Here is a 23,042-nt window from a genome sequence, read left to right as displayed (position 1 = left end):
TATAGTTTTTGGTTTTGCTCCCCAACCACCAGATGATTGAAAATATTTTCAAAACACTTTTACTAACTTTTAATAAGTCTAACAACGGCGCCTTTGAAATTCTTTATCAATCTTATAATTTTTTATCCTGGAATAAACAAAGGATTAGGCAATTAGACAATGAAGAAATAAATGCCTTATTCCCGACCCTTCAAGGCTCCCTTTTTCAAACAATAATTGAACATTTTGAAAAAGGAAAAAAACTAGAACTCCCTCTCGCTTTTGATCATCAATCCTTCTTGTGGTTAAAATTTGAAGGTTGTCTTCTGCCACAAGAAAACAACAGTGTGCTTGTCAATACCATGATCAGTCAAAACCAGTCCAGTATTGCCTACTCGTGGTTGATCAATTCAAAAGACCAATCCATCCTTACCGAAGCAAAATCCAGCGTCAATTACTTTCCTTCAAACCTTAGAGAGCTTCATAGTTATTTAAAGGATAGAATTGCTCATTTTCCAGAAATATCAATCGAAAAATTGATCAATGAAAACCTTGAATTAAGATTCAAATCACTGACTTTAAAGAGCAGAAACCTTTCTCCAGATTATAAACTGTTTGAATTAGAGGAATATCAGGACAGGGAATCTCTTTATTTTACGGACCTAAAGGTTTCTGCTTTAAACAATAAAAAGGACCATGAGGTTATTTATTTTAAGTACTTAAGAAACAGTCAAGAAATATTATGGTCAGGCCCTTTAAGCGATCTATTGGGCTATGAAGATGGTAATTTAAGAAGTTTCGAATTCAAAAATTGGCTTAAATTAATTCATCCTGATGATCAAAAATCACTGGAGGATTTCATTTCAAAAGAGCAATATGAAAATAGTGAATCCTCTTTTACCTATAGAGTTAAAAATAAAAAAGGCCATTTTCAGTACCTTACAAATAAGGTCAGAAATTTTCATAATCCCAACACGAATGAGGAGGGGCTCACAGGAACATTAATCAATGCGCTCCATCATCAAAATGAAGGAAGACCGTTAAATGGTCATGATAGAGAGGCACATAACCTTTCTGAAAATAATTTTATTCAAAAAATCTTGACAGAGATTTCAGCTATTTCCACTTTTTTTAAAGGGAAAAGCCTATTTGAAGAGATCAACCACCTAATATTTAGAAAATTAGGCTTCTGCTATAGCATTATAGGCAATCTAAATTCCAATAATAATGAAATGGAAATATTGTCCATTTGTGGTTTGGGAGAAAAACTTAATGACAAGGACAAAAAATGGCAGAACTTCCTAAATGAAATACTCCTCCCTTTGGATCCAAATAATAATTTCTTGTTGGTTAATCATAATGAAACATTTGAGACCACTTCATTACTAACAGAGTTGTCCCTTTGTTCACTGCTTAGATTGTCATTATTCGACACTGAGATGAATAAAATTGGTGTACTTTGTTTACTTCATGACCAACCCCTCAAGAATAAAGCCTATTATGACGAGCTGTTTAATATTCTAAGGGACTGGATAAGCAAAGAGCTTCACAGGTTTAGATTTGAGAATGTGCTTCAGGAGACCAATTTCATGCATGATGCTATTCTCAACGGTACAGCCTATGCCATCTTCGCCGTAAATCATCAGTTTGAGCTCATTTTAATCAATAACAAAACCCTTCCTGTCTTCAATGTGAAAAGTAAGGAGGAACTGATGAATACCATGCTAATTAAAGGGAATGTCCAGGCAACTTTACTTGAGGTCATTTCTGATTTTTTAAAAACAAATTCAAAAACTGCTTACTATCATTTACCCATAAGTAAAGACAATTACAAAGAGCTAAAGATCTCATTTACCAAAATCCAATATGGGAATGACAACAAGGAGTCTTATGTTCTTTTTGTAGATGATATTACGGACAGAACGCTTTCTGAAAAAAAATTAATCGAATCAGAACAGTTATTTAGGAGTATAGCCGAAAACTTTCCCCGTGGTTCAGTAGATGTATTGGACAAATCATTTAACTATTTGTTTACGGATGGGGAGGAATATCAATTGTCAGGAACAGACCCAAAATCATTGATTGGCACCAATCTACTAAGTAAGCTTACAGGAGAAAATCTGCAAATCACAAGGCTTAGCCTTAAAAAAGTTCTAAAAGGACAAAGGGTAAGTTACGAAACAGAGTCAAATCAAAAGAAATTTCTTCAAAGTGGTGTACCACTGATGAACAATTCAAAGGAGGTTGACAGGATACTTCTGGTAAAGCAAAACATCAGCGAAGCTAAAAAGCTGGAATCAGATAAAGAAAAGTTAATAAAAGACCTGAAATCACACAATGAAGAGTTATTAAGATTTGCCTATATCGTTTCTCATAATCTCCGAGCGCCTATTGTAAACATAGCCTTGCTTATAGACCTATACAACGAGAATAACCCAGCAGACCCTGGCAATAAAGAGGTTTGGGAGAACCTTAAAATCTCCACCAACTTACTTGACACTACCCTACAAGACCTTATTGAGGTTGTTTCTATAAAAAAGCAGAAAATCCCTAAAGTAGAGCAAATTGACTTTAAGCTATTGCTCAATAATGTAGAAAAAAGCCTTTTCAATCAACTGAAAGAATCAGGAATTAAAATAATAAAGGATTTTTCGAAATTAGATGAGATAAATTATGTGTATGCTCATCTGGAAAGCTTTTTCATGAATTTCATGACCAATTCAGTCAAATACAAGCATCCGGATCGTAGTCCTGTAGTTAAAATAAATACTTATACGGAAAAAAATTATTGTGTGATCAGGTTTGAAGACAATGGTATTGGTCTAGACCTATCAAGGTATGGAGACCGTATTTTTGGACTATACCAAAGGTTCCACAACCATGTTGAGGGCAAAGGTCTAGGTTTGTATCTAATTCGCGAACAAATCAGGGCCCATGATGGCAAAATTGAAATAGAAAGTGAAGTAGGAAAAGGAACCGTATTCAAAGTTTACCTGAGAAATCTAATCATACACCCTTCCCAGAACTAATTCGCGGTTCCTACTCCTGAATAATATCTATGCCTTGAGCAAAGCCGCAGCTTCCTCATCAAGAAATAAAGTAACATCTTGATGCTTTTGAAGAATGGAAGCAGGCATAGATTCTGTCACAGGCCCATTTACCATGTCTCGAATTGCTGCTGCTTTTTTACTTCCATAGGCAATCAGTATCACTCTTTTTACATCCATAATGGTATGAATCCCCATGGTTACCGCTTTTTTGGGCACACTTGCTGCACTCTCGAAAAAACGCGCATTTCCATCTATGGTTTCTTGAAGCAATTCAGTGATATGTGTTCTTGTATCAAAGGAAGTTCCTGGCTCATTAAACCCTATATGCCCATTGGTACCTATTCCTAACAGTTGCAAATCAATCCCTCCTGCTTTGGCAATTTTAGCTTCATAGGTTTCACAAACTTCCTTAAGATCTCCTGTCCCATCAGGCACATTGGTCTGGCTTAAGGGAATGTTAAGCCCATTGAACAAGGAGATATTCATAAAATACCTATAACTCTGAGTATGGGTCCCCTCTAGGCCTACATATTCATCCAGATTAAAAGTAACCACACCTGAGTAGTCAGTTCCATTTTTCTGGTGATCTACCATCATATTGTTATAAGTTTCCAGAGGAGAGCTACCAGTAGCCAATCCCAAGACAACTTTTGGGTTTGCTTTAACAGCGTCAATAAGCGTTTGAGCAACGGCATGGTGTAAACTTTCCTCGTCTTGAAAAATCTGTATTTGCATAATTCAATAATAATTAAATTTCAATAATAAATGAGATACTCAGATAACGATTAAATGACCATCAATGGTAAAAGGAAATAAAAGCCAAAATTAAGTATTATTTGAGAATGGGTAAATTGAGTTTGAATTTAACTGCTACTAAGCGGATGATTATTATCAGCATTATGGATACCAAAAGATTGGTATTTCTTACAACACCAAAAGAATCTAGGGTAAGGTACAATACAGCCCCTGCCAAACAAGCTGAAGCATAAACTTCTTTCCTAAAGAGAATGGGTATTTCATTGGTCAAAGTATCTCTAATTACACCACCCATCACCGCACTAAACATGCCCATAATGGCCGCTACTTCTGGTCTAAAGCCTAAATTCAAACATTTTTCTACCCCTAAAATTGTAAAAAATGCTATCCCCAATGTATCGAATAAAAACAAAGTCTTGCGAAGCTTGGCCATGTGGGAGAAAAACACAAAGGTTGTTATCAAACCAGCAAAAATGGCATACAGGAAAGTAACATTCTCAATCCATACCAAGGGATAAGCCCCTATCAAAATATCTCTTAAACTACCTCCACCTATGGCGGTAATAAAGCCCATAAACCCTACGCCAAATAAATCCTGGTCTTTATTTTGAATAGCTAAGGCACCAGAAATAGCAAAAAAGTAGGTCCCCACCAACTCCAATGCATATTGCATATCTATTATTTCCATTGTCAATTACCCCCTTTTTGAAATACGAATACCCCCATGGCTCTTTTATTATGTACTACTACTGATTTTGCCGGTTCCAATAGTGACAACTGGTGTTCTTGTATGACTTTCTTGATTAAGGATTCGGTCAAAATAAACCTTTCTGTTCCATCAGGAAGTTTTTGCATTGAATGTGATGTTTTGTCCACTAAATCGAAGGCTCCTCCTGCGTCTGTACACATTCGCAACCAACAGACACCTCCATCTTTCAAAACCCTCATATGCTCTTTAAATAGCGTGAGAAAATGATCCTCACTATTAGCAAAATGTAATACAGCGCTACTTAAAACCACATCAAATGCTTCTGTATGAAATGGTATATCTTCCAATTCAGCTACCTGAAAACGAAGCGGGTCAAAATGAGGATCCAATGTTCTGCCAGATATTCTTGCCATACTAATGGCTGAAGGATTACTATCTACTCCTACAATTCTATAACCCTTTTGAATGAAATAATGGGTATTCCTTCCTTCTCCACAGCCAGCATCTAAAATCATCATCTCCTTAGAGAATCTACCCTTTAATAATTGATCAAGTAAGTAAAGGTCTATATTGCCCAGCAATTTATTTAATTCATTAACCTCCATATTTCATCTCTTTAAAGATTCTGTGAGAATATCCGCTTAGAATGAGCCATCTCTTGGCTGCATCAAATAACTTCATTTAAACCAAAATAAAAAGCAGATTGATCTCCAAAAGCCAAATCTATCCTAAGATTCAATCCCTCGGAATTTAGTTTGTACCTAAATCCTAAACCTCCAGCATACCTAAAGTCTCGAAGGTGAAATCCTGACAAATTTTTTGCAACTTGACCACTGCTTCCAAACAATACCATATTTAATTTCTTATATACAGGAAACCTCCATTCTGCTTGATAAACCATGGCATGTTTATCCCTATACCTGCCCTCAAAATATCCCCGCATCCGGTCACTTCCTCCTACCATTGAAAGGTGGTGAAAGGGTGCTGCACCTCGTATAAAACTAAACCAAGCCTGCCCCGCAATCACCTGATTGGCACCGATTTTCTGGTACTTTCTAAAATCAAACACCCACTGAGTAAAATTAAAATCACTTCCAAAAACAGAATGAAATTCCATCCAGGATAATTGATTATACATGCCTTTAGACGGTTGAAAAATATTGTCTCTGGTATCAATATTTAATGACAGCCCTAATCCTGATAAATTCTGGCCATTACTTCCAGTAACACCTTCTGTCTCAAGCAGTCCATCCTCTACTTTTTCGTAAATATTATCAGCTCTAAACTCATACCTAGGCCCCAAGTAGACTCCTCTGGCAATTTTTGTATGGTAAAGTAGATGGTAATACAAATATCTGGTAGAATATTCTTCCTGATCGGTAACTTCATTTCCTATGCCAGAAAACACAAATGGATAATCAGCCAGCTCCAGTCTTGAATTTAAAAATGAATTATTCTGGTCCATCCAAAGATCTACCTCAGCAGTTAAAATCAATTGGTTTTTCAGCGTGTAAAGAAAAGTAATCGGTAGAGAAGATGGTCGGTTTTTGGTTTGTGAGGAATTTTTGTCTAGCCTGAAAATTTTCATTGCACGCCCACCTACCCCAAGACTTGTTTCAGGTGCATAGGTAATGGCCGGAATAAAGGTCCAGGTATCTGTACTCACTCGCTCAACCAGATTATCAGCAAAGCCAAATAACTTATCAACCAGTGCTACTGGAGCTGAAATGGTATCGCCTTTCTGAGCAAACAAAAACTGACTATGCAGCAACAGAACCAGAAAAAAAGCGCTTGTCTTCTTCATTAGGCCCCAAAGGTACCATTAAAAGTATCTTAGCCGAAATAAGAAGAAGGTGATTTTTATCCTAAACGCCAATACATGGATAGTATTGGGATTTAAGCAAGTGGAAAAATCATACTTTTAATATCTACAGTTCATTTAGATTTGAAAAAACTATTCCATCATCCCTAAAACCTGAATGGATACTCATTTCAAATATTGATTAAAATTCCACAATTACACCAATAGTAGGCAATACCGTCCCTGCAGGGTTAGCAACCTCCCTTATTAAATAACGACTAGGATCCTCCGGATCTACAAGCAAACCTCCCTGGTCATTACGCTGAGGAATTAAATTAGCTTGTTGTTCTGCTTGGAAATTATAGGCATTCTGTATATCAAAGTACCAGTTAAGGTTCCATTTGTTATAATAGTATTTCTTGTCCACCCTAAGGTCTAATTGATGAAAACTTTTAAGTCGTTCGCCATTGATCCTTGTGTAATCTAATCGCCCTCTATTGAACACATCCCAATTTTGGCGCAAAGCTGAGGACTCAATGTCATAAGGGGTGTAAGGTGTACCTCCTAAGAATCTCCATCTAGCACCAACTTCCCAATCTTTTTTAAATCTTTTACCGGCAGTTAGACTAACAATAAATCGGTTGTCCCAAGAGGAAGGCAGGTATCCTGTAGAAGGATTGGTAAATTCACTTCTAACGAAGGTTAGCGCCGCTATTCCATAAAATCCATTGAAAAGCCGTTGTTGAGCTAGAAGTTCCAGTCCGTAAGCTCTACCTTTTGCATCTGAGCTTACGGCCTCATTCCCTATCACTCCGAAATCTGCTCCAAGATTGGCTAAGGCAATTCCATTTCTAATAGAGCTAGGGTAGTTTGCATAATTTTTATAGAACACCTCAGCAGATATTTTCCTATTCTTTGCGGGAAACTGCCATTCAAAGCCTGTGATATAATGGGTGCTCCTCATGAACTTAACGTCATTTTCTTGATTCACATAGACCCCTTCATTGTTTTGAAAGCCCATCACAGTATACGGTGGCTTCTGGTAATAAATACCTGCATTCGTATTCCAAAACAAATTGTCCTTCAATTGGTAACTTGTAGAAAACCTTGGACTAAGTTGATTCAAGGGGTTCTTAGCCGTTTTACCAAAATCACTCCCATCCATTCGGAGCCCCATATTGACTACAAGACGGTCATCAAAATATTTTTTATTCCCCATGACAAATCCGCCATAACTATGAAAAAGCGAAATAGAAGACACATCACGAGGTAGACCATCATCATCAGTAAATTGAGTATCGTAGTTCTCTATTAGGTAGCGACTGAATTCATAATTAACCCCATATTGAAGGGTAAATCCATCTGAAAAAATACTGTTTTCTGCCCTAAACTTATTTTCACTCTCCTGAGACAAATAATTGTATTGCAGATTGTCTTCGTTGGATTCATCATTTCCTGCATATTTATAGGACCTGTTGTTCAGCATATTTCTACTCAGAATAAATGTCCAAAACCCATTGTCCCTGAATCGCTTTAGTTTAACTCCTGTGGCATAATTCCATTGTGTGGAAATGGGCAAGTTATCAAGTAAGTACAACCTATCTTCCCTTTCTTCTTCTGTCTCATCATCTGGCACATCAAAATTAAGCGCAAATTGATCTATAGCCCCAACACCTAGAACCGTAAGTTCGGTCTTGTCATTGATTCTTGTTTTTGTTTTAAAAGTAAAGTCATTAAAAGTGGGCAAGAAAGGCAAACCTATCAATCGGAACAATGCTTGAAGGTATGATCTTCTCGCTGAAAAAATATAGGTTGTTTTTTCACCTATTGGGCCTTCATTCGACAAGGTAATTTCACTGGCTCCTAATGTAACCTGAGTGAGCATCTTGTCCCTTCTCCCATCTTTCAATTGGAATTCAAAAAAAGAACTCAAGGCATTCATCCTGTTGGCTGGAAACCCTCCACTCAGAACTTCAACATTTTTTATCAAGTTAACATTTAATATCCCGACTGGTCCACCTGATGAACCTTGGGTAGCAAAGTGGTTAATTACCGGAACCTCTATTTCATCTATGAAAAATTTATTTTCATTCGGGGCACCTCCCCGTATAATAATGTCATTTCTAAAACTAGCTGAACTTGCTACTCCAGGCAGGGATTGAATTACCCTACTGATATCTCTATTTCCTCCCGGGTACCTTTCTATTTCATTGGCATTAAGCTGCCTGGCAGAAACAGGCGTTTCTTCCGTTCTACTAAAGGTAGCATCCACAACAACTTCTTGTAAGTTTGAAGCATCCTCTTCTAGTTCAAAATCCAATTGTACAGCACTTGCTTTAGTTACTTGTACTTCAAAAACCGTCTTCGGTTTAAACCCAACAAATGAAGCCTTCAAATTGTACAGACCGGGCTCCAATCCGGTGATAATATAATTCCCATCTAAATCTGAGACAGCACCAATTTCCAATCCCTGTACAACGATATTTGCAAAGGGTATGGGATCATTATTGATAGGGTTAATGATTTTTCCCTGAATTGTCCCCTCTTGGGCATACAAGGCAAGGCAAGATAAAAATAACAAAAATGACAAAGAATATTTTTTCATAACCAATGGTAGTGTCTCGATTTGTAAACCTGTATTTCCAGTTTCAGAATATTTACTGAACAATTAGTTAGATAGTTGTTTTGTTTTCCAAAGCCTCCACCATGGTGTATTTGGAAATTCATGATGTTCAAAGTGGTAGCCAAAAAAGTAACATGTAATGAATGCCCAAAAATGATTTTTCTTTAAAGTACCTGAATGATGTCTGTTACTGTGCTTTCCTTTATGAGGTAAATATGTACCAAAATAAAACAATTGCAAAGTTGATAATATCGCCGGTAACATCCAAAAAAGCACCAAATTCGATATAGGGAAAACTAATTTTAGCAGATTAAAGGTTATTGCCATTAAAAGAAACTGCCAAAAGCTTAAATAAGACAATAAAAAACTCAGGTACCAAGGAATAAACTTGCCTGAACTGTGGTAATCCGGGTCATCTGCTGTTGCCACATGCATGTGATGTTTGTGGTGGTTTGGAAACAACTTCCAATAGAAATTAAAAGAAAACAACATGGCAGCAAACCCACCAATAAAATGATTTAACCTCTTATTTCTAGTAACTACACCATGCATGGCATCATGAGCGGTAATAAAAAGACCAGTATATAGGTGCATCTGTACAAATAATCCTAAATACAAAAGTGGGTTGGAATAATCTACTTGAAGATTTAGTAAAAAAATCAATGAAATAAACCACAAAAGAATAATCGAAAAAGCGATAATAAGACCTTTCGGATCTATAGATGTAGACAATTGTCTTTTTAAGGAAATTTTCATGAACACAATTAAAAATCAAAGAAACAAAAAACTATCAAAACGACTTAATCGTCTCCTCTACCTTTTGCATCAACCACATTGGAGTGGAAGTGGCCCCACAAATTCCCACGCTTTGACCTGCTTCAAACCAATTCGGGTCTACTTCTTCTGGACAAGACACGAAATAGGTTTGAGGATTTTTTTCTTTACATACGTTGAATAGAACCTTACCATTTGAAGATTTGGTACCACTTACAAATACAATATGATCATACTGAGCAGCAAATACCCTTAATTCTTTATCACGATTGGAAACCTGACGACAAATGGTATCATTTGTATTGATCGTGATTCCGCTATCTGTAAGCACTTTATTGATTTCATAAAACTTGTCAGTGCTTTTGGTGGTCTGACTGTATAAGGTAATGTTTTTAGGCAGGTTGGGCAGATCCAGTTCTTCTATATCCTGAAATACTACTGCCTTGTTCTTCGTTTGTCCCAGCAGGCCAATTACCTCTGCATGCCCATGTTTCCCATAGATATAGATGTTTTCTTTTTTATCGTATGAATTCTTTATTCTATTTTGAAGTTTCAGCACAACTGGGCAGCTGGCATCTACCAAAGTAAGGTTATTTTTAATAGCCAGTTCATAGGTGGCAGGTGGCTCCCCATGGGCCCTGATCAAAACTTTTTCGCCCTTCAATTTTTGAAGTGCTTCATGATCAATAATTATTAAACCTTTCTTTGTTAACCTTTTGACTTCTTCATCATTGTGTACTATATCTCCAAGACAATAAAGGTGGCCTTCTTCTTCCAAGATTTCCTCAGCCATTTCTATGGCATAAACTACTCCAAAGCAAAAACCTGAATATTGATCAATATGTACATCCAATTTTAACATGTCTTATAAACCAACTAATTGAACAAATGTTTTTTTTACAAGGCTCTTTTTCTAATTCAGGTTAGGCAAAATATTGTCTATACAGGTAAACAAAGTCTGCTAACGAAACAGTTCCTATCAAAAGCTTAAAAACCCACTCTTTTTGACCGAATTCTTAAATAAAACTTAAGTAAAAGTCCTTAATTCCAACCTACTTTGAAGCCAAAATAAGTACTAATTAAAAGGGCAAACTTTCTTGTATTCGGTATCCTGATTCTCCTTTGAGTTATTATTTCAGGAGGCAGTGATTTGATCTTATAAAACAACTTCAAATAATAGAGATAAGCAATTTTAACACCTAGCTTAGCTCCTTTAGGCAATTGATTTATGCCTATCAGTGCTTCATCAAAATCTTGTTTAATGTCCATTTCTATTTCCGATTTTGTCTTGCTGTCAAAACTTTTAAAATCAACTCCTGGAAAATACACCCTGCCTCTATCCTCATAATCACTCTTCAAATCCCTCAGGAAATTTACCTTTTGAAAAGCTGATCCCAATTTGCAGGCAGCGTACTTTAGGTGTTCATAGCTTTTCTTGTCCCCTTCACAAAATACCCTCAAGCACATTAACCCAACTACCTCCGCTGACCCGTATATGTATTCTTTGTATTTAGAGTCATTATAAGTAGCAAAATCAAGGTCCATTGCCATGCTGTTTAGAAAGGCATCTATGAGCTCTCTTTCTATATGGTATTTGTTTACAATTAACTGAAAGGCATGCAAAACGGGGTTCATACTTATACCTTCGTTGATAGCCTTATAGGTGTCTTCCCTAAAGTTATCCAACAAACTTTTTTTGTCCTTATCATGAAAAGTATCTACGATTTCATCAGCATAGCGAACAAATCCATAAATACCATAAATTGGCATGTGTAATTTTTTACACAGGGTTCTGATTCCTAGCGTAAATGAGGTGCTGTAACGTTGTGTAATTAACTTACTACACTCTAGGGCAGTATCATCAAAAAGTTGCTTAGCGTCCTTCATGTCATTCTCAATAAGTGAAAATTAATTAACCTCGTAATTGCTTTGAAATTTCTTTTGCTACTACCTCTCCAGAAATTAAAGAAGGAGGAACTCCAGGCCCAGGAACAGTCAACTGACCTGTATAATATAGGTTAGTTAATTTTTTATTCCTAAGAGATGGCTTTAAAATTGCCGTTTGCTTCAAAGTATTTGCCAATCCATAGGCATTTCCTTTAAAAGCATGATAATCTTTCTTGAAATCACTGTGCGCATAGGACCGATTATAAATGATATGAGTTCTAATATCCTGACCTGTATGCTTTTCCAACCTGTCCATAATCAATCCAAAATATTTTCGCCTAGTGGCTTCATTGTCCTCCAAATCTGGCGCTAAAGGAATTAATAAAAACAAATTCTCCATTCCTTCCGGTGCTACACTAGGGTCTGTAACGGAAGGTACAGAAACGTAGAACAAAGGTTTTTCAGGCCATCTTGGATTACTGTAAATGGCATCTGCATGAGGCTCTAGTGGTTCATCAAAAAACAAGTTGTGGTGAAGAAGGTTTTTTAAACGTTTATTTACTCCCAAATAAAACAAAAGAGAAGAAGGAGCTAAAACCCGTTTGTCCCAGTATTTATCACTATAATTACTGTATTTTGGATCAAGTAAATGCTTATCGACATGGTGATAATCAGCACTTGCCACCAACACGTCAAATTGCAATTCTTCACCATTGGCAAGTTGAACCGACTTTGCCTTGCCTTCAGCTGCGGTAATTTTCACTACCTCAGCATTGTTTCTAAGTACCACACCTTGCTCCTCGGCAAGAGAAACCATGCCTTCAATAATTTTATGCATTCCTCCTTTGGGATACCAAGTACCCAATGCGATATCTGCATAGTTCATCAAACTATATAGAGCAGGAATATTTTGGGCAGTTTCTCCTAGAAATAAAACCGGAAACTCCATTAAACGAATGATTTTATCATTCTTAAAGTATTTCCGAATATGACTGGACATGGACTGAAATATATCCATTCTTAAAACATCTCTAAACAACTTTAGATCTGCAAATTCCATCAATGACAAACTGGGACGATGTACCAAATCATAAATCCCTCTTTGGTATTTAAAAGCCGCTTGTTCCAAAAACTCATCTAGTTTTTCAGACACACCAGGCTCCAAATTTTCAAGTGCCAACTTGAATTCATCCAAATTAGCAGGAATATTCATTATGTCATTTTCGCCGAAAAACACCGCGTAGGAGGGATCAAGGCGAATCAGCTCATAGTAATCAGATGTTTTTTTACCAAAATTCCCAAAATACCTGTCAAAAACATCCGGCATCCAGTACCAGCTAGGCCCCATATCAAAGGTAAAACCATTTGAAGTAAACTTTCTTGCCCTTCCTCCAAAAACCTCATTTTTCTCCAAAATGGTCACCTTAAATCCTTCTGCTGCAAGATGTGTGGCAGAGGAAAGCCCCGAAAACCCTGACCCTATTACAATTACTTCTTTTGATCCCATTTATTAGTTGATGGTGGTATAAACCTTAAGATCGTCTTTTAAAATTTTCCTTGCAATATGTATTCTGTTTTTTACGGTTCCTATGGGTATATTTAGTTTAATCGCTATTTCATGATACTTAAAACCTCTGTAATGCATCAAAAATGGAGACTTATAAACCTCATCCAATTTATCAATGGCTTTGGTAATGTCTTTCATTGTAAAATCTCCAAACACCCCATTCTCAATTACAGCTGATCCGGAATTAAGGAAATGAAGGTTTTCAGTAGTATCTACAAAGGTCCCTCTCCTAATCATCCTTTGGTAATTGGTTATAAAAGTATTCTTCATTATGGTATACAACCAAGCTTTCAAATTGGTACCATCAGTAAACTTATCCTTGTTGGTAAAGGCTTTCACCATCGTATCCTGTAACAAATCATTTGCATCATCCATATCTCTGGTAAGTTTCAATGCAAATGGCTTTAAGGATGTACTGAGCTTTGTGAGCGAATAACTAAATTCTAAAGTTGTCATGGATCCTGTTTTTTTGTTTAATCAAACATAGTCATTGTTAAACACTATAGCAAATATTTTGTCTAATTTATTTTTTATTTTGTTAAACAAAATAGTTGATAAATGAAAAATTAAACAAAAAAAATCCCCCTAAAGACATCTAAAGGGGGATTTTACCAAGAATTTCGCTTAAACAAGCTTAAGAATTTTTGTTTAATATTTACATATAATATTAAACAAAATAATTTATGACCAAGCTTCATTTAGAAATCTAAGCCAGTTTTTATGCATCACTTTCTCAATATCAGCTTCAGAATAACCTCTTTTTTGCAACATTCCAGGAATCCTCCTTAAATCTGCAATTGTTTCGAGGTCATAAGGACTTTGCTCTCTTCCATAGGCCCCATCCAAGTCTGTACCGATTCCGATATGATTGGCGTTTCCTGCTATTTGGCAGATATGATCCATATGGTCTATGACTTTTTCCAAGTCACAATCCATCTCTTTAGGTAAAGAGGTACCTCTTATCCAATTAGGAACCATCATCCAAGCATCCAATGCGCCACCAATCACCGCACCCCTATCTACCAAGGCCTTGATCATCTCGTCACTAAACTGCCTATTATGATCTACCAACGCCCTGCAATTATTATGGCTAGCCCAAACTGAGCCATTGAAGTGGTCCAAGGCTTCCCAAAAACACACATCACACAAATGAGTAGCGTCTAAGATTATATTAAGCCTTTCCATCTCCTTTAATAAGGCACGGCCATTTTTACCCAATGGACCAGAAGCATCCGTACCTTGAGCATATCTACCAGGTCCATAATGCGCCGGACCTAAAGCCCTTAAACCCTTTTCATAGGATTTTTCAAGATAACTCAGATCCACTATTGAATCAGCTCCTTCAAGTGACAGAATATAACCAATAGGTTTTTTATCATTTGGCTCTCCATTCATCCAAAGAGCCACGTGATCGTTCAAAGCTTTTTTATCTCTGATTTGAACCATTTCACCTTTGGCCTCCATGGCTTCATACCAGGCAAGCTGCCCTTGAGTTTGAGCCCAGGCTTGCTCAGGACTGTTCCAACCAGGAAGCGGATTATCAGGAGCCACGTATCGCGCTATCTGAGTTGCTACTACCAATCCTATTTCACCTTTTCTTAAGGTAGGCAAAGAAACCGTAGCATTCCCCCGATCGGTTTTATCGGTCATCCCTTTTTCCCTAGCATTTATCTCCTCTACAGGTTGCGTAAGGTCCCTGTTCCATTCAAGCGCATTCATGCTTAAATCTAAATGGGCATCTATTGTAAACATCTTTGTGGTTGATTTAAATGAATTAAATTATTGTCCTCAAAAAGTAATCCTCCTGTCCCTCGCTACAGCACGCCAGGTATCAATTTGATCTCCTTTTTGAATTACTAGCGCCTCTTGATAAGAAGCAACTGTTGGGCAAATATGAATTGGAACACCATACAAAACATCACCTATTTTATAGGCATGCCCTTCTCCTGCCTCCAAGACCAAATGCTCTTCACTATGGCTCACAGGTACTAAATTGGGTGCATTTAAAAATTTCACCCGTTCAGCTAGTGGATTTTCAGAAGCAATGGCTTTATAGCCTAGATCAACGCAAACATATGAGGAAGTAGGCAAAGATATCACCCTACACAATACCAATGCTGCATATAAAAAAGACTGCTCTGGAAGTCCACTTGCATAACCCTCATCCCAATAAATAAACGTACCAGGAGCACAAGTAATGTGTTCCCTTTTGGAATGAAAAGGGAAGGTAGTCGTTCCTCCAGCTATAATATCAAGTGTCAACTTGTGTTTATTTTCTAACTCTTCCCTCATCTGAGAAATAGGCGCAAAACCTTCGTCACAAGCTATTTCTCTGAGCTTTAGATCAGGATTTCTTAAATGCCCATCATAAAGATGAAACCCAGTAATTTGCAAGCTTTCCAATTGATAGATTTGTTCAAATAAATCTACAGCCGCCTTTCCCGGAACTACTCCTGTTCGGTTCGTTCCTGCATTTAAATCGATATATACCCCTATTTTATTATTGCTAGCCAATGCTTTTTCATTCAAAGCTTCGGCTGCATCAATATGATCTAATAGACAATGGAATTTTACATCTGGATAATCTGAAACCAAAGCCAAAAACCGATCTACTTTAGGCCCTACAGGCTGATAGGCCAGAAGAATATCTTTTACACCTATAGATGCAAGTAATTCAATTTCCGCAATGGTTGCTCCCTTGAAGGCCTTAATTCCGGCATCCATCATTAATTTACAAGCCTCAGCGGATTTGTTGGTCTTTATATGTGGCCTCAATCGGTCAGGTGTCCCTACCTCTTTGATGACTTTTTGAATATTTTCTTTTGCCCTGTCTAAATACACCAGCAGTGCCGGACTATCTATTTTTTCAGGATGGTTCAATTGATACCATTTGTCATTCATAAAATTCTTATTGATTTATTTCAAATGTTGCTTCTATTTCCACTGATATGTTACCAGGTAAAGAACCAAATCCGACAGCACTTCTTGAGCCCAAGCCATTTTCTTCTCCCCATACCTCTGCAAACAATTCACTACAACCATTGATAACAAATGGATGTTCTTCAAAATCCAAAGCACAATTCACCATGCCTAAGACCTTCACCACTCTTTTAATTTTATTTAAACTCCCTAATTGGGTCTGTAGGGTGGACAACATCGTTAATCCAACTTGTCTGGCAGCCGCTTTACCCTCTTCTTTGTCAAGGTCAATTCCAATTTTCCCTCTTATCATGTCTCCATTTTCCAAAACAGGACCATGACCTGAAAGAAACAATAAATTACCAGTGATTACAATAGGACGATAAACACCTCCTGGAGGTGGTGCAGGTGGCAACACTAATCCTAACTCTTTAATTTTTGCTTCAGCTGACATATTTCTATTTTTTAGTTTGAGTTAAATAAATAAATCCAGAATTAAAACCCCTATAAGCCCCAAAATAGACAAAACGGTTTCAAGTAAAGTCCATGAGAGAAAGGTTTGTTTTATACTTAAGTTAAAATATTCTTTTACGAGCCAAAATCCTCCATCATTTACATGGGAAAAAATCAAACTTCCACTTCCTATAGCCAAAACCATTAGGTTAGGATCTCCAATACCTGAGGCAACCAAAGGAGCGATTATTCCGGCAGCAGTAAGTGCCGCAACCGTAGCAGAACCAACTGAAATCCGAATTACTGCAGCTATTAACCAGCCTAAAAGAAGCGGGTTAATTGCCAATTTCTGCAAGGAGGCTCCTATTTCTCCGCTAACACCACTGTCAACCAAGACTTCTTTGAATGCACCTGCGCCTGCAATTATTAGTAAAATAAGCGCTATTTCTTTCACTGCCGAAGCATACCTATTCATGATATCAGCAATACGTATACCTCTCATTATCCCAAGACTAATTGTCGCCCAAATAAGGGAAATCAACATGACAAAATTAGGATCACCCAAGAAGGTGATAAAACCATAGCCAGGGCTATCTTCATTCATTCTCAATCCTACCAAGGACAAAACAATCAATAAAAAAACTGGAAGAAGTGCGGTAAAAAGGCTATTAACGAGACCAGGAAGTTCACTTTCGGCTTTAGGTTTCACATTAAACACTTCCAAGGGAGTGATTTTCATGCGACGCAAGTAAGGTAGCCTACCTAATAAAGGCCCACCTAAAATAATTATAGGCACACCTATGATAAAACCATAAATAAGTGTAGTCCCTATATTAGCGCCAAACTGAGCGACTAACGCTACCGGAGCAGGGTGAGGAGGAAGCAGACCATGGGTGATTGACAAAGCAGCAAGCATTGGAATCCCAAGAAGCATCACAGGAATTTTGTACTGATAGGCAACTGCAAAGACCAATGGCACCAACAATACAAACCCAACATTGAAAAACAAAGGAATGCCTACGATAAAAGCAGTAAGCGCAATGGCCCAGTTGACATATTTTTCACCGAAACCATTCATAAGAAATTGAGCGATTCGCTGGGCAGCCCCACTATCCGCTACAATCTTCCCCAGCATTGCCCCAAGGACAATTACTATCACCAATGCTCCCATCAGGTTCCCTATACCTGATTGAATAGATCCGGAAATATCAGTTAATGGTATCCCCAGCAATAATCCCGCGAGAATAGAAGTGATCAAAAAGGCAATAAATGGTTCAACCTTGATCCAAACAATCAATGCGACCAAGAGTACGATACTTGTGGCAACAATTATAAAAGTCATAGTGGTTTTTAAACGAAGCCAAAAATTACAGCATATTCAGCGAAATGCCTATTTCACTATGAGAAACTTCTATAATTTGTTTAATCTTTTATCCACTTTTTAACTTTGGGCACGCCTGTGGAATGAAGGTATAAAATACACACATGCAGGAGAAAGGACTAATTTTAAGGAATTCACTTCCGCTATAATTCACTTCCGCTATAGTGAATAAAGTATGTTCCGCATATTTCTTTACTTTAATACCCCCCTTTTTCATCCCATGCAGGGTGCAATAGAAAGGTTATTTCCCCTGCCCTTTGAGGCTTAGGAAAGACAGTAAAAGCATCAACTTTAGACATTTTTCGCTTAAGCCTTATAACTGAGGTACTCACCGTTTCTCCATCAAAGTCTACCTGAACCACCCTGTAATACACCAGTTTCTGATGATAGGAAAGTGAATCAAAAAAGGAATAATTTGTAGGATTCAATCCACTCCCTTTAGAATAAATTTCCACGATTTTGGTAAAAGCTTTAGTAGGGTTAAATGACCTCCAGACGTTGTATTTATTATTGTCTTTTTCTGTTGCTGTTTGCCAATTAATCAAATTCCCTGCACTCGTTTCTATAACATAGTAATCCAACCAAGTAACCGGCAGTCTTCAAATTACCTCCACACTCACTGAACCGCTGTCACAGTTTGAACCCGGATTATGTAATAAAATTTCTCCGTCCTGACAATAGTCAGGGGTGAAGCCTGTCCCGTGTTTACGGGAAATGTTGCAATCGCAAGAAAATCAGGCTGTTTGAAGATTTTAGCATAGCACCGCTATGGTGAAATTGATAACAGCAACGAAGTGGCTGATTTTAAAGCGATTTCAGCAGGTAATAGAATGTCTATTGCATATTTCGGGTTGAAGCATTCCCTACTTCAAAAATATTATAGGTGATGGTATAAATTCCTGGAGGAGCTTCTGGATCTATGTCTCTATATCGATCTGATCTTAACACCACATAATCATCGGTAAAAGGAACTACGGTACTATCTATAACATTAGAGACCGAGGCCTGCTGTTCTATTAATTTATCATTTGCCAGCACCTTAACAATAGAAGTATATCCAGCAAAAGCAGGCTCAGTAGCATCCGGGACAACATTAAATGAATTTCGAAAAAAGAAAATTTCCACATCAGCACGATTTATAGTAAGAACACTTAACAATTTCGTAACTTCTCTAAGCACCTTTAGCTCTTCCTCAAACCTAATCAACAATAAACTAAAAACTTAAAGAAACACTACTTTTTAATCTTCTCAAGGAAAGTAGCCCCAATATTGGACCTGCTGCCAAAATGGTATAGATGGCATTTGAATCAGTCAACTCCATTAGGAAAGTGATCAATTGAATACTTATTATGGAAATTGAAAACCCAAGGCTATTTACGATAGTAAGTGCTGTACCTTTAATTTCTGCTGAAGCATTTTGCGCTACGAGTGTGGATAATAAAGGAGAATCTGCAATGACAACCAAACCCCAAAAAAGCAAGAAGCCAACAAATACTACCCCAGATTCACTGTAAAACACTAATGGAGACAGAACACAACAAACGCTTGAAAGGAGCAAGCATACAATGGCAACCTTTTTAGTACCTGCTGCCTGACCTAGATAGCCACTTAGTACGCAGGCCAACCCACCCAATCCAATGATAAGAAATGACAATAGAGGGACATTGAAAAGAACTTTAGAATGTTCTAAGCTGTATTTGCTCAGCATATAGGGCACAAAGGCCCAAAAAGCGTACAACTCCCACATATGCCCAAAATAGCCAAATGATACAGACCGAAATGACCGGTTTTGAAAGATATTTAAGAAAGCCGAAAGTTCTATTTTTTGGCTTGATTTTCGAAAAGGCCCATCAGGCACCATGATCACCATCATTAGACCACCTACTACGCTTAGTAAAGAAGTAGCAATCAAAACAAATTTCCATGGATAGTCCCCAGTCATTTCTTTAAGTAAATGAGGAAATGCTGTACCAATAACCAACGCACCTACTAAGAAACCAAGGGGCTTACCGAGCCCTTTCTCATAGTAGTCTGTGGCTATTTTCATCCCTACAGGGTAAATACCTGCCAGAAAAAACCCAGTAAAAAAACGCAGTGAAAGTAAACTCATTAAGCTATTGGCTTCCCAGATAACCCCTAAATTGAGAAGAGAAGCGAGTAGAGCAGAGATCAAAAACACCATAGACGGAGAAAACCGGTCCGCAATAGTTAATATAGCAAAAACCAATGTTCCAATTATAAATCCAAATTGCACTGCCGAAGTCAGGTGCCCCAGAGCACTGTCCTCAAGACCAAAGTCGGTGACTAAATCATTGATTACTCCATTCCCTGCAAACCAAAGTGAGGTACAACAGAACTGAGAAATTACAATTACTGGAAGAATTAATTTCGAATGTTTCACTAATCGTGATTGTTTTAAAAGAAGAAGTTACCAGTCTAAAATTAGCCTATCCAGCGACCATAATCACACCTTCTCTAACTTCTTTTTCCCAAGCCTCAAGTTTTTCCAATAATAAACTAACCATATCAGACCTATCTGAACTCATGTCATTCCTCTCATTTATGTCATTTGCCAAATTATAAAGCTCGAGGTTTTTACCATTTTTATTTTCCGTACATATTAATTTCCAATACCCACTTCTGATAAAACTTTTTTTGCCATATGCAAAAAACACATCCCGTTCTGGCAAGTTAGTTTGATGCAACAAATTGTCCTTTATACTTTGACCATCAATAATTTCAGTAGGTTTCTGATCAATAAAATCCAAGAAGGTCGGCAGCAAATCCATGCTGAGAACAACCTGATCATTCACATTTCCTCCTTTGATGGCATCTGGATAACTGAAAATGGCAGGAACACGGCTACCTCCTTCGTAAGCACTGGCTTTAAAGCCTTTTAAACCACCATTATTTCCAAAATGATTTGCCCCATTGTCTGAAACGAAAACTAAAATTGTGTTTTCATACTGTCCAATCTCTTTAAGGGACTCGATTATTCTTCCCACACCCTCATCCATGACTTCAACCATTTCTTTATAAATGGATGCTATACTGTCCTCCATTACAGCTTGAGTTCCTGCTATACCAACTTCCCTTAAAACCTTGTCTATGCGCCTTTGATATGGAGAGTGTGGCGCTTCATGCGGGACATAAAGAAAAAAGGGATTACCTGTCTTTTCAGGATCATTCTCTTGTATGTATTTTACCCCGTAATCTGTGATCAAATCAGTAGAATACCCTTCTTCATTTTCAATTTCCCCGCCTTTCCACCAATCCAAGTAACCTTCCTGATCAATATGTCCATGGTAATCAACATTCCCACTTACGAAACCTACAAACTCGTCAAATCCCTGCAAAGTAGGATTGAATGCTTTGTCATAGCCCAAATGCCATTTTCCAAACATGCCTGTACTGTACCCATGTTTCTTTAGTTCTTCAGCCATAGTGATTTCACTAAGACTTAAACCAACATCCCTATGACTTTTAGCTGTAACAACTCCCTCAACTCCAGTACGCTGCTGGTATTTTCCAGTCATTAAAGCCGCTCGAGTAGGACTACATACCGCCCCGTTGGAATGGAAATCCGTAAATTTAACTCCTTGGGATGCCAGAAAATCCAGATTTGGTGTCTGTATCATCTCATTTCCATAACATGAGAGATCTCCATAACCTAAATCATCGGCCATTATCAGCACTATGTTTGGTCTTAGTTTGGTGGATGTTTTTTTATCAGCACAGGAAAATATCAAGAGTGTTGTCAGTAATACAAGTAGTATATTCCTCATCATTCATCATTGTGTTAATCGTGTACATAGAAAAAAAGAGGAGCCTCCTTATCATTGCAGCCCCTCCTTTATTCTAAAGGTAAACAGCAGTAGCCTTCAGCTACCCTATTCAAATCTAATCGTTTATTGAAAATAAGCAATAGCCAATGGAAATAAAACAAGACATTGAATTAACTCATATACTAGCCTTATTATTTAATTTACTGCTCTATAAACCCAACAACCTCATAGGCCCTTTCACCATTCAATTGAATTTTTTCATAAACCACATTTGAAAATTCATAATAGGAATAGCCATCAATTTCAACCCGCTCTGCATCATGCGGAAGTTCATAAATAACAGTTCCTAGCTCAGGCTCTACTACTTCATAAGCATTGCCTACATTGATGTAAAATATACCGTTATACCAGAAATAGTCCCTGTTTAAATGTCTTAACCTGACATAACCTACCGGCAATGTTTTTATTCTAAATCCTATTTTAGGTGTGATCACTATGTACCTACCACCTGAATATGTATAGAAGCGATTACCTGAGTAATAGTAGTTTATTCCTCTATGAACGATCGTTGTTCTATTTGGCAATATCCTAATGCTCACCACTTTCTTTACAGGTTTTCTGTAGACTACTCTTTTGCTCGGAACCCTTCGGTTATCTTTCTTAATGACAAGGACTTTCTTATTTTTTCTTGAGCTTTGTGCATCCACATTTTGACCATTTACAAAAAATAATAGAAAGGCCAAAACGCAGCTTATTTTAACAAAATTTTTCATAATCAATGGGTTTTTAATACAATGATTTGACAAATAATCTGTCATATGGTTTAATCTGATAAAAACCCCTTTATTGACCTCGAGAGAGAAATTAACCCAAAAAAAGTCCTCTAATGCTCATTAGAGGACTTTTTAATTTTTGTTAAATTTTTATCTTAAATGGTAAAGGCATTTTAAACCCAAAATATGCAATAGACAATCTATTACGTGCTGAAATCGCTTTAAAATCAGCCACCATAGCGGTGCTATACTAAAATCTCCAATCAGCCTGATGTCTTGTCCTGAAAATGGTTGACACTTTTGTTTTTCAAATATAGTAAGTGTTTTAATTTCTAAGAAGTTTCATTTAACTTACAGTACCACGATAAAGCGGAGGCAAGCTCTGCTGAGGAGCAACTTGCCAAGGAATAGTCGTTTGGTCCGATAGCGTTGCTATTTTCAGACCGGGCCTTGACAGGTTCGGTCTTCTTTTTCCAATTATATTTCTTTCCAATAACGCGTTCGGTATCATGCCTTGTAAAACCTTCGTCATGTACTTGGTTAGGTGTTAGATTTCCTAAACTCTCGTGTGGTCTCATATCATTA

At 37.4% G+C, this 23,042-nt stretch carries 21 protein-coding genes; 1 reads left to right on the top strand and 20 read right to left on the bottom strand.

The features are described 5' to 3' along the window. Positions 1-32 precede the first annotated feature (32 nt). Positions 33-3,008, top strand: coding sequence for an ATP-binding protein (locus tag AC13EX_RS02640; protein ID WP_482891432.1), 2,976 nt, complete (start codon positions 33-35; stop codon positions 3,006-3,008). A gap of 27 nt (positions 3,009-3,035) precedes the next feature. Here AC13EX_RS02640 and nagB read toward each other — a convergent pair whose 3' ends face one another. The 20 genes from nagB to AC13EX_RS02540 all read right to left on the bottom strand — a co-directional run. Then, the gene (nagB, locus tag AC13EX_RS02635; RefSeq protein ID WP_482891431.1) at positions 3,036-3,764 is read right to left on the bottom strand and encodes a glucosamine-6-phosphate deaminase; all 729 of its coding nucleotides are present in this window, start codon (positions 3,762-3,764) and stop codon (positions 3,036-3,038) included. A 97-nt stretch (positions 3,765-3,861) separates the two neighbouring features. Beyond that, positions 3,862-4,464 (bottom strand): trimeric intracellular cation channel family protein, encoded by a 603-nt coding sequence (locus AC13EX_RS02630; RefSeq protein ID WP_048644378.1) that lies wholly within the window; start codon positions 4,462-4,464, stop codon positions 3,862-3,864. Positions 4,465-4,475: 11 nt separating this feature from the next. Next, positions 4,476-5,099 (bottom strand): class I SAM-dependent methyltransferase, encoded by a 624-nt coding sequence (locus tag AC13EX_RS02625; protein ID WP_482891430.1) that lies wholly within the window; start codon positions 5,097-5,099, stop codon positions 4,476-4,478. Positions 5,100-5,161: 62 nt separating this feature from the next. Further along, the gene (locus AC13EX_RS02620; protein ID WP_482891429.1) at positions 5,162-6,298 is read right to left on the bottom strand and encodes a BamA/TamA family outer membrane protein; all 1,137 of its coding nucleotides are present in this window, start codon (positions 6,296-6,298) and stop codon (positions 5,162-5,164) included. A gap of 199 nt (positions 6,299-6,497) precedes the next feature. Next, entirely contained in the window at positions 6,498-8,900 is a 2,403-nt protein-coding gene (locus tag AC13EX_RS02615; RefSeq protein ID WP_482891428.1) for a TonB-dependent receptor, read from the bottom strand. A 63-nt stretch (positions 8,901-8,963) separates the two neighbouring features. Continuing rightward, positions 8,964-9,674 carry a fatty acid desaturase gene (locus AC13EX_RS02610; RefSeq protein WP_048641074.1) on the bottom strand — a complete coding sequence of 237 codons (711 nt, stop codon included), beginning with the start codon at positions 9,672-9,674 and terminating at the stop codon, positions 8,964-8,966. A gap of 34 nt (positions 9,675-9,708) precedes the next feature. Beyond that, positions 9,709-10,554, bottom strand: coding sequence for a 4-hydroxy-3-methylbut-2-enyl diphosphate reductase (locus AC13EX_RS02605; RefSeq protein ID WP_339716004.1), 846 nt, complete (start codon positions 10,552-10,554; stop codon positions 9,709-9,711). 179 nt (positions 10,555-10,733) lie between these two features. Then, complete coding sequence (locus tag AC13EX_RS02600; protein ID WP_048641076.1) at positions 10,734-11,579, bottom strand: phytoene/squalene synthase family protein; 846 nt, start codon at positions 11,577-11,579, stop codon at positions 10,734-10,736. A gap of 25 nt (positions 11,580-11,604) precedes the next feature. Continuing rightward, positions 11,605-13,086 carry a phytoene desaturase family protein gene (locus tag AC13EX_RS02595; RefSeq protein ID WP_339716010.1) on the bottom strand — a complete coding sequence of 494 codons (1,482 nt, stop codon included), beginning with the start codon at positions 13,084-13,086 and terminating at the stop codon, positions 11,605-11,607. Positions 13,087-13,089: 3 nt separating this feature from the next. Further along, positions 13,090-13,602, bottom strand: coding sequence for an RNA polymerase sigma factor (locus AC13EX_RS02590; protein ID WP_048641078.1), 513 nt, complete (start codon positions 13,600-13,602; stop codon positions 13,090-13,092). A gap of 225 nt (positions 13,603-13,827) precedes the next feature. Further along, the gene (locus AC13EX_RS02585; RefSeq protein ID WP_339716013.1) at positions 13,828-14,898 is read right to left on the bottom strand and encodes a dipeptidase; all 1,071 of its coding nucleotides are present in this window, start codon (positions 14,896-14,898) and stop codon (positions 13,828-13,830) included. Positions 14,899-14,934: 36 nt separating this feature from the next. Next, positions 14,935-16,047: a D-TA family PLP-dependent enzyme gene (locus tag AC13EX_RS02580; RefSeq protein ID WP_482891427.1), complete on the bottom strand. Its 1,113-nt coding sequence runs from the start codon at positions 16,045-16,047 to the stop codon at positions 14,935-14,937. Positions 16,048-16,054: 7 nt separating this feature from the next. Beyond that, positions 16,055-16,519, bottom strand: coding sequence for a RidA family protein (locus AC13EX_RS02575; protein ID WP_482891426.1), 465 nt, complete (start codon positions 16,517-16,519; stop codon positions 16,055-16,057). Positions 16,520-16,540: 21 nt separating this feature from the next. Next, entirely contained in the window at positions 16,541-17,860 is a 1,320-nt protein-coding gene (locus AC13EX_RS02570) for a gluconate:H+ symporter (RefSeq protein ID WP_482891425.1), read from the bottom strand. 236 nt (positions 17,861-18,096) lie between these two features. Continuing rightward, positions 18,097-18,354 carry a hypothetical protein gene (locus tag AC13EX_RS02565; RefSeq protein WP_482891424.1) on the bottom strand — a complete coding sequence of 86 codons (258 nt, stop codon included), beginning with the start codon at positions 18,352-18,354 and terminating at the stop codon, positions 18,097-18,099. Positions 18,355-18,733: 379 nt separating this feature from the next. Then, on the bottom strand, positions 18,734-19,108 hold the full coding sequence (locus AC13EX_RS02560; RefSeq protein WP_482891423.1) for a hypothetical protein: 375 nt from the start codon (positions 19,106-19,108) through the stop codon (positions 18,734-18,736). Between the two features lie 4 nt (positions 19,109-19,112). Next, on the bottom strand, positions 19,113-20,300 hold the full coding sequence (locus AC13EX_RS02555) for an MFS transporter (RefSeq protein ID WP_482891422.1): 1,188 nt from the start codon (positions 20,298-20,300) through the stop codon (positions 19,113-19,115). A 46-nt stretch (positions 20,301-20,346) separates the two neighbouring features. Further along, a complete protein-coding gene (locus AC13EX_RS02550; protein ID WP_482891421.1) occupies positions 20,347-21,687 on the bottom strand; it encodes a sulfatase-like hydrolase/transferase in 1,341 nt (446 codons plus the stop codon). A gap of 197 nt (positions 21,688-21,884) precedes the next feature. Further along, entirely contained in the window at positions 21,885-22,457 is a 573-nt protein-coding gene (locus AC13EX_RS02545) for a DUF6515 family protein (protein ID WP_482891420.1), read from the bottom strand. A gap of 332 nt (positions 22,458-22,789) precedes the next feature. Further along, a partial coding sequence (locus AC13EX_RS02540) for a hypothetical protein (protein WP_482891419.1) occupies positions 22,790-23,042 on the bottom strand: 253 nt, incomplete at its 5' end.

This window comes from Cyclobacterium sp. L-R, from assembly GCF_056859355.1.
Note: the sequence above shows the minus strand (reverse complement) of the source record. Positions and strands in the feature narration are given on the sequence as shown.

Coding starts and splice junctions, on each gene's coding strand:
- AC13EX_RS02640 (WP_482891432.1), top strand. CDS start 33: ATGATTGAAAATATTTTCAAAACACTTTTACTAACTTTTAATAAGTCT.
- nagB (WP_482891431.1), bottom strand. CDS start 3,764: ATGCAAATACAGATTTTTCAAGACGAGGAAAGTTTACACCATGCCGTT.
- AC13EX_RS02625 (WP_482891430.1), bottom strand. CDS start 5,099: ATGGAGGTTAATGAATTAAATAAATTGCTGGGCAATATAGACCTTTAC.
- AC13EX_RS02620 (WP_482891429.1), bottom strand. CDS start 6,298: ATGAAGAAGACAAGCGCTTTTTTTCTGGTTCTGTTGCTGCATAGTCAG.
- AC13EX_RS02615 (WP_482891428.1), bottom strand. CDS start 8,900: ATGAAAAAATATTCTTTGTCATTTTTGTTATTTTTATCTTGCCTTGCC.
- AC13EX_RS02610 (WP_048641074.1), bottom strand. CDS start 9,674: ATGAAAATTTCCTTAAAAAGACAATTGTCTACATCTATAGATCCGAAA.
- AC13EX_RS02605 (WP_339716004.1), bottom strand. CDS start 10,554: ATGTTAAAATTGGATGTACATATTGATCAATATTCAGGTTTTTGCTTT.
- AC13EX_RS02600 (WP_048641076.1), bottom strand. CDS start 11,579: ATGAAGGACGCTAAGCAACTTTTTGATGATACTGCCCTAGAGTGTAGT.
- AC13EX_RS02595 (WP_339716010.1), bottom strand. CDS start 13,086: ATGGGATCAAAAGAAGTAATTGTAATAGGGTCAGGGTTTTCGGGGCTT.
- AC13EX_RS02590 (WP_048641078.1), bottom strand. CDS start 13,602: ATGACAACTTTAGAATTTAGTTATTCGCTCACAAAGCTCAGTACATCC.
- AC13EX_RS02585 (WP_339716013.1), bottom strand. CDS start 14,898: ATGTTTACAATAGATGCCCATTTAGATTTAAGCATGAATGCGCTTGAA.
- AC13EX_RS02580 (WP_482891427.1), bottom strand. CDS start 16,047: ATGAATGACAAATGGTATCAATTGAACCATCCTGAAAAAATAGATAGT.
- AC13EX_RS02575 (WP_482891426.1), bottom strand. CDS start 16,519: ATGTCAGCTGAAGCAAAAATTAAAGAGTTAGGATTAGTGTTGCCACCT.
- AC13EX_RS02570 (WP_482891425.1), bottom strand. CDS start 17,860: ATGACTTTTATAATTGTTGCCACAAGTATCGTACTCTTGGTCGCATTG.
- AC13EX_RS02550 (WP_482891421.1), bottom strand. CDS start 21,687: ATGATGAGGAATATACTACTTGTATTACTGACAACACTCTTGATATTT.
- AC13EX_RS02545 (WP_482891420.1), bottom strand. CDS start 22,457: ATGAAAAATTTTGTTAAAATAAGCTGCGTTTTGGCCTTTCTATTATTT.